Annotated in this window: 14 protein-coding genes; all 14 read right to left on the reverse strand. The window is 37.6% G+C overall.

Annotated elements, in window-relative coordinates; genetic code table 11:
* Nucleotides 1–16: 16 nt before the first annotated feature.
* The 14 genes from arcD to ileS all read right to left on the reverse strand — a co-directional run bounded on the left by arcD (nt 17) and on the right by ileS (nt 15186).
* The gene (gene arcD / locus J3U50_RS02985; RefSeq protein WP_301945534.1) at nt 17–1444 is read right to left on the reverse strand and encodes an arginine-ornithine antiporter; all 1428 of its coding nucleotides are present in this window, start codon (nt 1442–1444) and stop codon (nt 17–19) included.
* 113 nt (nt 1445–1557) lie between these two features.
* Nucleotides 1558–2544, reverse strand: a complete 987-nt coding sequence (locus tag J3U50_RS02990) for an aldo/keto reductase (RefSeq protein ID WP_054608255.1) — start codon at nt 2542–2544, stop codon at nt 1558–1560.
* Between the two features lie 109 nt (nt 2545–2653).
* Nucleotides 2654–3610: a ribose-phosphate pyrophosphokinase gene (locus J3U50_RS02995; RefSeq protein ID WP_301945535.1), complete on the reverse strand. Its 957-nt coding sequence runs from the start codon at nt 3608–3610 to the stop codon at nt 2654–2656.
* 68 nt (nt 3611–3678) lie between these two features.
* A complete protein-coding gene (locus J3U50_RS03000; RefSeq protein ID WP_301945536.1) occupies nt 3679–6249 on the reverse strand; it encodes an ATP-dependent RecD-like DNA helicase in 2571 nt (856 codons plus the stop codon).
* Nucleotides 6250–6262: 13 nt separating this feature from the next.
* Nucleotides 6263–6976: a lipopolysaccharide assembly protein LapB gene (locus J3U50_RS03005; protein WP_301945537.1), complete on the reverse strand. Its 714-nt coding sequence runs from the start codon at nt 6974–6976 to the stop codon at nt 6263–6265.
* 16 nt (nt 6977–6992) lie between these two features.
* The gene (locus tag J3U50_RS03010; protein ID WP_081006902.1) at nt 6993–7649 is read right to left on the reverse strand and encodes a histidine phosphatase family protein; all 657 of its coding nucleotides are present in this window, start codon (nt 7647–7649) and stop codon (nt 6993–6995) included.
* A 105-nt stretch (nt 7650–7754) separates the two neighbouring features.
* Nucleotides 7755–8882, reverse strand: coding sequence for a tRNA 2-thiouridine(34) synthase MnmA (gene mnmA, locus J3U50_RS03015; protein WP_041152391.1), 1128 nt, complete (start codon nt 8880–8882; stop codon nt 7755–7757).
* Nucleotides 8883–9022: 140 nt separating this feature from the next.
* Nucleotides 9023–9361: a DUF1831 domain-containing protein gene (locus J3U50_RS03020; RefSeq protein ID WP_053791868.1), complete on the reverse strand. Its 339-nt coding sequence runs from the start codon at nt 9359–9361 to the stop codon at nt 9023–9025.
* 1 nt (nt 9362) lies between these two features.
* Nucleotides 9363–10517: a cysteine desulfurase family protein gene (locus tag J3U50_RS03025; protein WP_301945538.1), complete on the reverse strand. Its 1155-nt coding sequence runs from the start codon at nt 10515–10517 to the stop codon at nt 9363–9365.
* A gap of 17 nt (nt 10518–10534) precedes the next feature.
* Nucleotides 10535–11227, reverse strand: a complete 693-nt coding sequence (locus J3U50_RS03030; RefSeq protein WP_041152394.1) for a 5'-methylthioadenosine/adenosylhomocysteine nucleosidase — start codon at nt 11225–11227, stop codon at nt 10535–10537.
* A gap of 10 nt (nt 11228–11237) precedes the next feature.
* Nucleotides 11238–11489 (reverse strand): hypothetical protein, encoded by a 252-nt coding sequence (locus tag J3U50_RS03035; protein ID WP_054608261.1) that lies wholly within the window; start codon nt 11487–11489, stop codon nt 11238–11240.
* Nucleotides 11490–11511: 22 nt separating this feature from the next.
* Complete coding sequence (locus tag J3U50_RS03040; RefSeq protein ID WP_034534468.1) at nt 11512–12066, reverse strand: NUDIX hydrolase; 555 nt, start codon at nt 12064–12066, stop codon at nt 11512–11514.
* A 66-nt stretch (nt 12067–12132) separates the two neighbouring features.
* Nucleotides 12133–12336: a cold-shock protein gene (locus J3U50_RS03045; protein WP_034531780.1), complete on the reverse strand. Its 204-nt coding sequence runs from the start codon at nt 12334–12336 to the stop codon at nt 12133–12135.
* Between the two features lie 51 nt (nt 12337–12387).
* Entirely contained in the window at nt 12388–15186 is a 2799-nt protein-coding gene (gene ileS / locus J3U50_RS03050) for an isoleucine--tRNA ligase (protein WP_301945539.1), read from the reverse strand.
* Nucleotides 15187–15326: the final 140 nt, after the last annotated feature.

The following is a 15326-nucleotide window of genomic DNA, read 5'->3' on the forward strand; positions in this document are numbered from 1 at the left end:
ATTAATCACTCTTTTTTTATATGGTAATTCCACCAGTAACTAGTTCGTAAATAGCGATGATGGCTAAAATAACCAATGCAATCGCTAATAATTTTTCTAATTTGGTAAAAATACGCTCTTTTTTATTATCGACCTTTTGTAGGTAGCAATAAGCTGGTAGCCCTGCCGCAAACAAGATAGTGGTCAATAGAATGTAGTTTAATCCAGCTGCATAAATCAACCAAATGGAATATGCGCTGGCGATAATTCCAAGAATTAAATTGCGTCTACGGTCGCTAGCACCCTTATCAAGGTAAGAATACTTAACTTGGTATAATGCTGAGAACGCATAAGGAATTAATACCGCTGAACTTGAAATTGATAGGAACAAGTTGTAAGCACTTGATGCTAGGAAGAATGAAACCATGAATAATTCAACCAATACGTTAGTAAAGATTAGTGAATTAACTGGGGTTCCGTTCTTGTTTTCCTTAGCAAAGAATTTTGGAAATGATCCAACCTTTGCAGCTTCGTATGGAACTTCCGCAGCAAACATTGTCCATGATAACCATGCACCCAATACGGCAATGATTAATCCAATGTTTACGATGATGGCACCCCACTTACCCATGACGTGTTGTAATAAATCTGCCATGGCTGGTTGACCCAATTGTGATAATTGAGCTTGGTGCATAACACCAAATGAAAGTAATGTTACCAACATGTAAATCATGGTTACGGCAACAATTCCAAGAACTGTTGCTCTACCAATGTCTTTTCGTTTCTTAGCGTATCCTGAGAAGATTACCGCCCCTTCGATACCTGAGAATACGAAGACAGTAACTAGCATTGTACTCTTAACTTGTCCCAACATATCTGAGAAGTTAAATGGTTTACCATGCATTAACCAGAAGTCGCTAGTAAATACATTTAGTTTGAATGCAGTAATCATAATAACGATAAACAAGAAGATTGGAATCAACTTGATAATAGTAATAATTGTGTTAATAAATGATGCTGAATGAATTCCCCTTAACACAAGGAAGTGGCCACCCCATAGAATAATGGTAGCAGCAATAAATGATACTAAATTATGGCCGTTATCAAAGATTGGGAAGAAGTAAGTTAGTGAACTCATCAATAGAGTTGCGTAACTAATGTTTCCTAACCAAACTGATAACCAGTATCCCCATGCAGAGTTAAAACCGATATAGTGACCAAATCCAGCATCTGCGAAACTGTAAATTCCAGCTTGTAAATCTGGTCGTTTGTTAGTTAAATTTTGAAATGTGAATGCTAAACAAAGCATCCCAATGGCTGTGATAATCCAACCAACTATCACTGACCCAACACCAGCTTGTGATGCCATGTCGTGCATAAGGTTGAAGATTCCTCCACCAATGATTGAACCAATAACTAAACCAATTAGTTCCGTTAAATTCAGCTTTTTAGCGGAATCCTTCATTCTATCTCTCCTTTTTTAAACGATTGAAAACAATTTACTATTATAACGCATTTAAACCATGTTTGTCATATAAAAAAGGAGCAGTCTTTTACGACTGCTCCTCTTTTTTTAATTTATTTTTTCAAAATTTCGTTGATACGTGTTAATTCATCTTCGGTGAAGTCTAGGTTATCTAAAGCCTTTAGGTTTGAATCTAAATGCTTAGGATCAGATGCACCAGTAACAACACTTGTTACCACTGGGTCGTGTAATAACCAAGCTAAACTCATTTGAGCTAGTGTTTGGTCTCTGTTCTTAGCCAACTCATTTAATTGGTTTAAACGGTTTACAACTTCATCCTTATTTTCCATCATGAAACTGTTAGTAAAGTGAAGTTTCAAGTCATCAGGTAATCCATTTAGATACTTATCAGTTAGGATTCCTTCAGCCAATGGACCGTAAGCAACTAAACCGTCGTTATTTTCTTTTAACGCATCGATAGTGCCGTCTGTTTCAGCAGAACGGTTTAACATGTTGTATGATGCTTGGTTAACAACGAATGGTGTGTGTAATTCCTTGAAGTACTTAATGATTTCGCGGGTTTGTTCACCATTGTAGTTAGAGATACCAACATATAACGCTTTACCAGATCTAACAGTACTGTCCAATGCTTCGGCAGTTTCTTCTAGACTAGTGTTTGGGTCAAAACGGTGACTGTAGTAAATATCTACGTAGTCTAGACCCATTCTTTCTAGTGATCTGTCCAATGCGGCAATCAAAGTCTTTCTAGCTGAGAATGAACCGTATGGTCCAGGCCACATGTGGTAACCAGCCTTAGTAGTAATCACTAGTTCATCACGATATGGCTTCAAGTCATTCTTGTAGACTTGACCAAACATTCTTTCAGCTGCTCCTGAACCAGGTCCGTAGTTATTTGCTAAATCATAACTAAAGATTCCTTTATCAAAAGCATTTAGCATTACTTCGCGACTGTCCTTAAAGTTGGCGTCGTCACCGAAGCTATGCCACATTCCAAATGATAATGCGGGTAATTGTAAACCGGAGTTTCCGGCTCTTCTGATTTTCATATTATCGTATCGTTCATCTGAAGCTTTATACATTTTAAACACCTCAATTTTCATAATACTACATCTATATTTTAAATATTATTGTCCTTCAAAGCAAGAAAACAAGTAAACAAAAAAGCCCACCCAATCACGGGTGAACTTTCTATCTAAATAATTTACCAACAGATTTGTTGTTATGAATACGTAAAATTGCCTTACCCATTAAATCTGCTACAGACACGATGTCTAATTTATCAATTTTCTTTTCGTCACTGATGTAAACTGAATCGGATACAATCACCTTTTTAATTGGTGATTCTTCGATACGTCTAATTGCATCCCCAGCAAAGATACCGTGTGTAGTAACAAGATATACTGCTGAAGCACCATTCTTGGCTAAAACGTTTGCTGCTTTTACCGCACGTGAAGCAGTATCAATCATGTCATCAGCCACAATGGCCACCTTGTCCTTAACATCACCAATGATGAATGTTGGAATGTGCGCATCATTTTCAGGATCTCTGTTATCAATAATTGCAATTGGTGCATCGATTAATCCTGCAAAACCTCTGGCTCTTCCCACTCCACCATGATCCGGTGAAACGACAACGGCGTTATCTAAATCGTAGTTTTCTAACATGTGCTTAGCCATTAACTTATCAGCCTTTAGATTATCAACTGGTTTGTTGAAGAAACCTTGGATTTGAGCGGCATGTAAATCAAGAGTTAACACACGGTCAATTCCAGCTCTTTCTAATACACGTGCGATTAACTTGGCAATGATTGCCTTTCTTTCACGCTTCTTAGCAGAGTGTCTAGCATAACCATAATATGGAATAATCACATTAATAGATTTTGCACTAGTTCTTCTAACAGCATCAATCATGATGAATAATTCCATGATATTCGCGTTAATTGGTTCACTTAGTGATTGAATGATGTATACGGCATCCCCACGGATACTTTCATCAATTTTGATTTGAATTTCGCCATCACTAAAACGATTAATTGTTGCTTCACCAAGCTTAAGTCCACAAGTTTGGGCAATCTTTTCTGCTAACGGTCTGTTAGAACTTAAGGAAAAGATTTTCATATTTTTATTATCCATTGACTCCACCATGAAAGTGCTCCTCTCGAGTTCTTTTAATGCTTAAATTTTACCACAAAAACTGTAAATTGATATAACAATTATGGTTTGATTCCGTGCATCCCAATCATCGGATCAACCTGGTTCAATAAAATCATGTCCTTAGTTAAGCGATATGATTTTGGTTTATCATCGAATGTTGCCTCGTCAAAAGGTGATTCCTCATCTTCATCAGTTGCCACATTGTTTTGCGTAGTATCTGAAACTGCATCATCTTTAGGTGCTTCCACCGGTTTATTATCAACAGGTGTTTCTGCCTTCTTTTCTTCAGCAACTTCTTTAACGATGCTGCTTTGGTCGTTGACAGATGTTGTCACTGGTTTGACTTCACCATCCAACAATGATTGAATGCGTTGCATCAAACTAGTATTTCTGTTGTCAGATTCACTTTGAGCACATGATAGGAATGAATTGTAATCCCCAATCATAATCAAGGTATCACTGGCACGGGTAATCGCTGTGTACAACAAGTTCTTCTTCAACATCTTGGTAAATTGAGGAACAATTGGCAAGATGACCATCTTAAATTCGCTACCTTGAGCCTTATGGATGGTTGTACAGTAGGCCAATGTGATTTGAATCCAATCTTTACGTTGATAAGTTACTTCGCTTTGATCAAAGGCGACCGTAATCTTATCTTGGCTTTGCTTACTACCCTTTTCAATATCAATAATTTGACCAATATCACCATTGAAAACATTATCCTCTGGACTATTTACCAGTTGTAAAATCTTGTCGCCCAAACGGTAATGAATGCCACGATATTCGACCTGGTTATCGGTGTTGTTAGGATTCATGATTTGTTGAATAACTTCGTTTAAATGATTAACTCCTGCGTTACCACGATACATTGGTGATAAGACCTGAATGTCTGTTGCACTGAATCCCTTTTGTTTAGCACGTTTAACAATTTGTTCAATTACCGAACTCATTTGATTAGCATTACAAGGAATAAAACTACGGTCTGATTGCTTATCATTAAAGTCATCAGGTAGTTTTCCTTGTTGAATACTGTGAGCTAACGGAATGATGGTTGAGTTGCTATCTTGACGGTAAATGGTGGTCAATTGCATGCTATCAATTCTCTTTGAATTCAATAAATCAGTGAAGACCTGACCTGGTCCAACTGATGGCAATTGGTCCTTATCACCAACAAAGACAACCTTCATTTGGTTTGGAATAGCGCGTACTAACGCTCTGAATAAGAAGGTATCAACCATCGACATTTCATCAACGATTAACAAGCCACCCTCGATGTCTTGGGTACCTTCATCACTATCTTCATAACCGTTTAATCCAAGTAAACGGTGAATAGTACTGGCGGGAATTCCTGTGGTTTCCTGCATTCTCTTCGCAGCTCGACCGGTTGGTGCTGCTAAAAGAATTGGAAATTCACGTTCCTTGTACTTGTTAATATCCAAGGATAAGTCATTTAAATAAGCGTACAAGTAAATGATTCCCTTGATGATAGTGGTCTTCCCAGTTCCGGGACCACCAGTTAATAGGAACATTTGTGACTTGATGGCTTGTTTTAACGCATTGGTTTGTGATTCGTCATAGCTAATATTTAGTTTCTTTTCGATTAAACGAATCTTCTTATCAATTGTCTCGTCATCAAATTTCTTAACGACCGGATTCTTGATAATTCGACTGATGTGTTCGGCAATGCGCCATTCATCATCATATAATTCCTTTAAGTAAACACGGTCTTCTTCACCAACAATCTTTTGGTTCTTTGCTAGCTCTAAAAATTGAGCGGATAAGTCTTCACCACTAACTGGTTCAGCATTACCGTTATTCAATAATTTTAGCGTTTCTTCGAGGATTGGACCAGTTTGAGTGTAAGTATCCCCATTACGTAAAGAAAGCGTCTTAAGGGCTGAAATTAGCCCCGCACGAATTCTTCCAGGATTGTTTGCAGACATCCCCATTTGTTTGGCAATATCGTCGGCCTTTTTAAAACCAACACCGTCGATATCTTCAACCAACTTGTATGGGTTTTCCTGGATTATCTTTAAGGTGTCACCCTTGTACTTGTTATAGATTGCAGAAGATAGACTGCTTCCGAACCCATAACTGTTTAATCCAATAATCACCTGTTCCATCCCATTGTTCTTGTTTAATGTTTCTAGCACAGTTGATTTTTGTTTGTCGGATAATCCAGCTCGATCCAATAATGAGTTGTTCTCCAACACGTCTGAAATTAGATTGGTGCCCAAAGCATCCACCATTCTTTTTGCGGTTTGCTTACCAACTCCCGGAAAATTGTCACCAGATAAGTATTCCACTAGTCCCTCTTTTGAAGTTGGAACAGTGCTCTGATAGTTATCTGATTTGAATTGCTTTCCATACTTGGGATGGTCGACTAATTCACCATAAAATTGATATTCGCTTTCTTCAGCGATATCCGCAAAATTACCAGTAATTACAATTTCATCTTCATGCCAATCTGAAATATTTGTTTCAGAAATTTTTACCAATAGCACCTTAAAGAAGCTATCGGGACTTTCAAAGAAAGTAGCCGCAACTTTACCTTTTATAAATAGCTCTTGATTGTCTTCAATATGTTCGTCATTGTCGTCTACTGAGAACAAATTCATTGATTCTGCCACGGCTTATCTCCCCTTATTTTTTACCATTTTTTACTTGAATAAACTTTTCGATATCTGCTAGACGTTTTTGACCCTTATCAAAGTACTTAGGATCTTCTCGTTTAGCGATTTCAAAGTATTGGTTAAAATCTTCTTCCAATACCATTGCGACGATTCCACGGTCAAAATTAGCCTTACCATCCTTTGGTTTAGCTTGTAGGACCTTATCGTAGAATTCTGCAGCTTCACTAAAGTTTCCCAACGCCAATAAACTACTTGCTAATAGGTAGTTTATTTCTGGGTCTTGTCTTCTAAAACCTTGTGCGGTTAGCGCGAATACGACCGCTTTTTTGTAATCTTCCTTAGCCATGTAGCTTTGTGCCAACATGATGTAAGCATCAGTCTTCATATCACCGTCAGATAGGTTGTTAAATTGTTCAATCGCCTTATCGTATTCTCCGGCTGCATAGTAAACATTACCTAGTCCGTATACCAAAGTTTCTTTGGCCTTCTTACTTCTGTCAGCGAATAAACCTAAGGCTTTCATCATTAGTTCTTCGGCTTGGGTGTAGTTATGTAATTGAACTAAAAAACTTCCTAAGTCGTAGTAGGTACGGTAATCATCTGGATGATTATCGATATCTTCAACTAATTTATGAAGAGTTTCATCGGCTTTTTTTTGTTGTTCTTCGCGTTTCTTTTCAACAGCTTGTTGCTTTTCTTTAATTTCTTCAGACTTTTGATCCATTTTAATCACCTACATATTAAATTACGTCAGTTTTATCAGTTTTCTTTGTAAGATATTCAGTATTATTCCAACTTACTAGTTCAAATGACTTTCCGCCATCGGTTGTTTCTAGAATGGTTGTACTAGTGTTAGCTAGTCCACCACGTTTTCTTAAATCCTTAATCTCAACACCCAAAAGTGAATTGATTAGTGCGTTTAAGGCAGCACCGTGGCTGAAAATAATCACGTTATCTTCATTATCGTTTTCATTTACAACACGTTTAATAGCATACTGCATTCTGCTAATTACGTCATTAAAACTCTCTCCACCAATTTCGTCGGCATCGTATTTTTCTGGATGATTTCTGAAATTGTCAAAACTTTGCGGAAATTGTTTTTTAACATCGTCAAACTTTTGGCCTTCCATCTTACCTAAATGAAACTCTTCAAATCGGTTCCATAGGCTCAATTGAGGTTTGCGATGGAAGTGTTGGATAACGCGGTAAGCGGTAATGCGCGCACGCTTAATTGGACTGGAATAAGCATGACTAAACTTAACATCTTTTAGGTACTCACCTAATTGATCCATTTGTTTATAGCTTTCCGGCAACAATTCGGAGTCTCCTCCGGCACCTTGATATCTACTTTCTAGATTCCATTCAGTTTTTCCATGTCTTACAAAGTAAAGTTTCACTTTTATCCCTCGTTCATTTTGATTTATATATATTATCTCAATTTATGCGGATAAATTCAAAGTTTATATAAAAAAAGATGCTTATTAAACAAGCATCTTTTGGTTTTAAATGTATTGTAATTCTTTATCGTCTTGGTATGCTGCATCGATAATTGCTGAACCTAGACATTCATCACCATCGTAGAACACAACGGCTTGTCCCGGTGTAACAGCTCTTGCAGGATCATCAAAATCAACACGTAATGACTTACCATCATCGTTTAGATGAACAGTTACGCCAACGTCTTTTTGACGATATCTGAATTGAGCTGTACAACGGAAGTCGTTGCCACGATCAGCAATGTCATTAATCCAGAAAATATCTGAAGCTTCTAGGTAATCTGCGTATAGGTGCTTGTTTTCATAGCCCTTACCAACATACAAGATGTTCTTTGAAAGGTCTTTTCCAACTACGAACCATGGGCGGTTATCTTTACCGTCTCCACCGATTCCTAATCCCTTACGTTGACCAATTGTGTAATACATTAGGCCATCATGGTTACCCTTTACTTCACCATCAAAAGTCATCATCTTACCAGGAGTTGCTGGTAAGTAGTTACTTAAGAATGACTTGAAGTTCTTTTCACCGATGAAACAGATTCCCATTGAATCCTTCTTTTCAGCAGTGGCTAGACCAGCTTCTTTTGCAATTTCACGAACTTTAGGCTTTGGCATGTCACCTAGCGGGAACATAACGCGGTCTAATTGTTCTGCGGATAATTGACTTAAGAAATAAGTTTGGTCCTTGTTGTCGTCGCTTCCACGAAGCAAGTGGTTGTGACCATCTGCATCACGTTGCAAACGAGCATAGTGACCAGTAGCGATGTAGTCTGCACCTAAATCTAAGGCGTAGTCTAAGAACGCTCTGAACTTAATTTCCTTGTTACAAATAACATCGGGATCTGGAGTTCTACCTTTTTTGTATTCATTCAAGAAATAAGTGAAAACGCGATCCCAATATTCTTTTTCAAAATTAACAGAGTAGTAAGGTATTCCGATTTCTGAGGCAACTTTGGCTACGTCCTTGTAGTCTTCTGTTGCGGTACAAACACCGTTTTCGTCAGTATCGTCCCAGTTCTTCATAAATACACCTACAACGTCATATCCTTGTTGCTTCAAAAGGTAGGCGGTAACGGATGAATCCACCCCACCTGACATTCCAACAACAACACGGGTATTACTATTGTCTGCCATTTAAAATCACCATCATTTCTTTTAGATTCTTAGAATCTACGATTTGAAGGTCGTATATTCCATAAAAAGTATAATAACCCATTTAATGCACCAATTGCAATGAAGATGCAAAAAAGAGGGCTTAATAGCCCTCTTTTTAATTATTTTCTCACGAAAACTTTTCTTTCCACAAAGTTATCCATCAAGAAATTGAATTGTTCAACTAATGCATCAGCATTTTTGTTGGTAAAAATATTAACCTTATTTAAACCATTTGCGGTGATGGTGCTCATCTTGAATGTTTTTAAATCACTCTTAAAAACAATCTTTAGCTTGATACCATTGTAAGGATCTTCAGGATCTAATGTTCTTTCAAATTGAAAGTTACCAGCATTAGTCTTTACAAAACCCATGTCAGATAGTGTGAATTTTTTGATTTCAGGACTAACTGCGTATGTTTTAGAATCACCTTGTAATTGATTTGCTGTTTCAAAAGCCATATTAGTCAACCTTCTTTATTCTCTTAATTACCTTTACTAATGCAGTGGTAAAGGCGTCGATTTCTGAATCTGTTGTGAATTTACCGAAACTAATTCGAATTGATTGAGATGAACGATTGGTATCATTACCAAACATTGCCATCAAAACGTGTGATGGTTCAATGTTTCCAGCTGTACATGCTGAACCAGCTGAAATCGCAATTCCTTCCAAGTCCAAATTAGCCAAAATGATGTCTGAAGCAATGCCCTTAATCCAAATGTTAAATACATGTTGGACCGGGTTGTCTTCGACAGTTCCGTTAACAACGAAATCAATATCATTATCATTTAAAGCATCAATGATTTGGTGTTTGAATCCATAATAACGATCGTGTAGTTCGTGCTTTAATTCAGGTGTAATTTGAGAAACCGCGGTCGCAAATCCGGAGATTGCAGGAATGTTTTCTGTTCCGGCACGACGCTTCTTTTCTTGGTCTCCACCTTTTACAAAACTTGGAAAATCTACCCCAGTTCGTCTGTATAAGAAACCAGTCATCTTAGGACCATTAATCTTATGAGCAGATGTTGATAGTAAATCAATGTGGTCCTCATTTACATCAATATCTAACAATCCATAAGCTTGGACGGCATCGGTGTGGAACCATGCCTGATGGTCCTTTAAAATTTCACCAATTTCGTGAATTGGCATGTGAGAACCAACCTCATTGTTAGCAGTCATGATGGTTACCAAGATGGTATCATCGTCTAATGCATCCTTGAAGTCGTCTAAACTAATTATCCCAGTTTCATCGACTGGTAGATAAGTTACTCTAAAACCTTGTTCTTCAAGATAAGCAAGTGGCTTTAACACTGCTTCGTGTTCAATGGCAGTTGTAATAATATGGTTTCCTAAATTCTTTCTTGCTTCAGCAGTTTGAAGAATTGCGGTATTATCACTTTCACTACCACCACTTGTAAAAATAATTTCGTCTGGCTTCGCATTAATACTGTTGGCGATAATGTCTCTACTATCTTCCAATACGGTATGAGCCTTTCTACCGATGCTGTACAAGGTAGAAGCGTTACCGTAAACGTTTTGCATCTTATCGTACATGTCATCCAAAACGTTTTTATCCATTGGAGTGGTAGCGGCATTATCTAAGTAGATTTCAGTCAAGTATACCTAAACCCCTTCTATTTTTGATTTGCGAATAAGTCTAATAACATTTGAGCAGATTTCTTACCTGCATCAATGATGAATTCGTCAAAGCTACGATCAGCGTCACCATTGGCGTTATCTGACATGGCTCTAACTACAACGTATGGGATATCAAATTGGTTAGCAACTTGTCCCACAGCTGCCCCTTCCATTTCACATGAAAGTGCGTCTGGGAAGTTCTTTAGAATGTTATCAATTACTGCTTGGTCGGCAACGAATTGATCACCTGTAACGATTAATCCCTTTTGAACGTTTAAACCAACTTCCTTAGAAGCTTCAGTAATTTCTTTTACCCATTTTTCTGAAGCTTTGAATCTTGCTGGTTGACCTGGTAATTGGCCGTATTCGTATCCAGCAGCTCTAGCATCAACGTCGTGGTATGCAGTTTCAGTTGAAACAACAACATCACCGACAGCTAGGCCTTGGCCAATTCCACCAGCAGAACCTGAGTTGATAACGATATCAACATCAAAGCTAGTAATTAATTGAGCAGTTGTTAAACCTGCTTCAACTTTACCAATTCCTGAACGAACAAGAACAACTTCTTGTCCAGAAATGTTACCTTCGTAGAAAGTCATTTCTTTGATGTCTACTTTCTTAGTGTTGTCTAAATTATCTAGCAATGATTTGATTTCTTCGTCCATTGCACATAAAATTCCAAATTTCATAAATATCTCCTTAAGGATTAACGTAGATTAGTATTAAGTAAACGACAATGATTGCAAGAATTAAAAATGCAATAGCCCAGTTAAGTCTTCTACCTAAACGTTTTGTCTTTTGTTCGGTTGTCATTGCATGAGCCTTGCCCTTTTTTTCTTCGGGTCTAATTCTCTTCAATGAAGGTTGCTCAACTGGTTCGTCTCTTTTTATAAAATCATCGTCAATAGAATTTCTTTTTTGACTATCTTGATACTCTTTTCTAGTTATCATATTGGACTTGCTCCTTTATTAATTAAAGACCAATCTTATCATGTAACTTCCAATAATAAATAGCAGTAATTGTCTTAGCATCCTCGATTTCGCCACTTTCAATCATTGCCATGGCTTCATCAAGTGAGTATTCCTTAATTCTCAAGTATTCACCTTGATCTCTTGGTAATTCATCTTCAACTGGTTCTAAATCAGTTGCCAAGTATAGGTCCATGTATTCGTCACAAAAACCGACACTTGAATAAAATCCGGTGATTCGTTTGATGTTATTAGCCTTGTATCTAGTTTCTTCGTTCAACTCACGAACCACAGTATCCAAGGCAGTTCCATGGTCTCTACTATCAACTTTACCGGCAGGAATCTCGATTGTTTCTTTAGCAACAGGAGCTCTCCATTGGGTTTCTAATAACATCTTGTTGTTCTTAGTTAAGACTAAAATACCAACGGCATTGGAATGATGAACAACATCTCTAGTTGATGTTTCACCATTTGGCAATTCAACTGTTTGTTTTTCAACATTGATAATTGCGCCATCGTACTTAGGCTCAACACCTAGTACCTTTTCCTCTAAATCCATAATATCAGCCCTTTTTTAGTTATATATTCATTCTATATATATTTAATTATTTTTTCAATGGACTGACTAATCAATTACACGAATTTTGACAGCTTGTGGTCCCTTCATGCCTTGTGCAATTTGGTATTCCACTTGTTGACCAATTTCAATTTCATTTCTAGTCTTGTTTTCGACCGCTGAACCATGGAAGAAGACCTTGTTCTTGTCTTCACCCTTTAGAAAACCAAAATCGTGATCCGGGTTAAAATTATTTACTTTACCTTTAATCATATTATTTCTCCTTAAAAATAAAAAACTGGGATAGTCCCAGTTTTTTATCGATTATTCTTCGAATCCTTCAGTAGCTGTTTCTGGGAAGTTATCACGAACAATCTTAGCACAACGTGCACAGAATTGTGGATAATCTGCATCAGAACCAACATCTGTAGAGATTAGACGGCAACGTTCACAAGTGTCACCTTCAGCATGTTCAACAACGATTGAAACACCGTTGTTAAAGCTTTGTGCATCACTTGGAGCATCAGCTAAATCTTTAACTTCTAGTTGTGAAACCATCAAGATTTGACCAACATTTGTGTGTAGGCTATCTAGTAATGATTTAACTTCATCATTTACAAATAATGATAGTTTAGCTTCTGAAGCCTTACCAATTAGCTTGTTATTTCTAGCTTCTTCCAATGCCTTCAATACGTCATCTCTGACTTCCATGAACTTGTGCCAGTTTGATGAAAGTTCATCTGCACCTGGTAAGTCCATTGGTTCTGGCATTTCTGATAGTTGAACGAATTCTTCTTTTTCAGATAGGAATGGCCAGATTTCTTCAGCAGTGTGAGGAAGAATTGGTGTAATTAATTTAGTAATTGCAACAGCTGCATTGTATAGAACTGTTTGCATTGATCTTCTTTCTGCACTATCTTCGGCGTAGATGTATAGGATATCCTTAGCGAAGTCTAGGTAGAAAGCTGAAAGATCAGCATTGATGAATGAAAGTAGACGACGGTTTAGACTTAGGAAGTCAAAGTTATCGTAGTCTTCCTTAATGTCTTTGACAAAGTTGTTTAACTTAACCATCATGTATTGGTCAGCTGACTTCATGTCTGCAAAATCAACACCATTTTCCTTAGGATCAAAGTCAGAAGTGTTGGCAAGCATATATCTCATGGTATTTCTAATCTTCTTATATGAATCAGAAATCTTAACAAAGTTTTCCATTGATACACGAACATCGGCAGAAGTATCTACGGAAGTTACCCATAGACGAACGATTTCTGCACCCATCTTCTTAATAACTTCATCAGGAGCAATTGTGTTACCAAGTGATTTACTCATCTTGTGGCCTTCACCATCAAGAGTGAATCCTTGTGATAATAATTGCTTGTATGGAGCCTTACCGCTAAATGCAACACTAGTAATTAAACTTGAGTTGAACCATCCACGGTATTGGTCAGAACCTTCTAGGTATAGGTCTGCAGGGTATGTTAGGTAATCACGTTCGGCACAAACACCTTGGTGTGATGAACCTGAATCAAACCATACATCCATGATGTCGTTTTCCTTAGTAAACTTACCATTTGGTGAATGTTCACTAGTGAAGCCTTCTGGTAATAGGTCCTTAGCTTCTTTTTCGAACCAAATGTCTGAACCATGTTTTGCAAATAAGTCTGCAACGTGGTCAGTAGTTTCTTTGGTGATGATTGGAGTACCATCTTCACCGTAGAAGATTGGTAGTGGAACACCCCAAACACGTTGTCTTGAGATTACCCAGTCACCACGATCTTTAATCATGTTGTATAGACGTTTCTTACCCCATTCAGGTTTGAATTGAACGTCTTCAATGGCATTTAGAATGTCATCTCTAATCTTATCAACAGAAGCAAACCATTGATCAGTAGCACGGTAAATAACCGGCTTCTTAGTTCTCCAGTCAAATGGGTAACTATGAGTGATTGGTTGGTACTTCAATAATAAGTTCTTTTCTTTTAACTTGTTTAATGAAATTTCATTTGCATCATCGTAGAAGACACCTTCGAAATCTGGACCAGCTTCCTTAGTTAGGTAACCTTGTGCATCAACATCAACAAAGATATCTAAGCCATATGATTTACCTACGTAGTAGTCATCTTCCCCAAATCCAGGAGCAGTATGAACCAAACCAGTACCAGTATCGATAGTAACGAAATCACCTAGCATGGTTAATAGTTGTCTGTCCATAAATGGATGTTGAGCTAATACACCTTCTAGTTCTTGACCTCTTACAGTCTTTACGATTTCGTAGTCTTCCCAACCGAATAATTCGGCATCTTTTTCAACTAATTCTGCAGCTAAAACAAACTTACGATCATCGTTAGCTGGTTTAACAACTGCGTAGTCGAAACCTGCATCAATTGTGATACCCATTGAAGCAGGAATGGTCCATGGAGTAGTAGTCCATACAACCATGTATGTGTTATCTTCGTCTAAAACACCTTTACCATCGACAACCTTTTCAGCGTAGAAAGCTGAAGGTGATTCGATATCGTGGTATTCCACTTCGGCTTCAGCTAGAGCTGATTCTGAAGACCATGACCAGATAACTGGTTTCTTACCACGGTAGATTAGACCCTTTTCAGCCATCTTACCGAATACACGAATTTCAGCAGCTTCAAATTCAGGCTTTAGAGTTAGGTATGGGTTGTCCCATTCACCAGTAACACCTAGACGTTTGAAACCTTCTCTTTGACGATCAACTTGCTTCAAAGCATATTCATGACAAAGTTTTCTGAATTCGTTAGTATCCATTTTCTTTCTGTCATATCCAGCTTGAGTAAGCTTTTGTTCGATTGGTAAACCATGAGTATCCCAACCTGGAACGTAAGGTGCTCTAAATCCGTTCATTGACTTGTATCTTACGATAAAGTCCTTTGAAATCTTGTTTAAAGCGTGTCCCATATGAATGTCACCATTAGCATATGGAGGTCCATCATGAAGAACAAATGATGGTTTTCCTTCGTTTAGTTTTTGTCTCATTTGGTAGACGTGATTGTCTTCCCATGCTTTTTGTCTTTCAACTTCTTTAACAGGTAAATTTCCACGCATCTTAAACTTGGTCTTACCTAGGTTCAAAGTATCTTTTACACGCATAACACACACTCCCTTTTCTAATTATAAAAAAAGAAGACTTCATCACAAGGGACGAAGTCTTCCGCGGTACCACCCAAATTAGAATATTAAAAATAATATCCCATCTTTATTTACTACATTAAAAGAGATTAGCCAGAGGT

The organism is Lactobacillus sp. B3795, from assembly GCF_026535805.1.
Taxonomy (GTDB): Bacteria; Bacillota; Bacilli; order Lactobacillales; family Lactobacillaceae; genus Apilactobacillus; species Apilactobacillus kunkeei_C.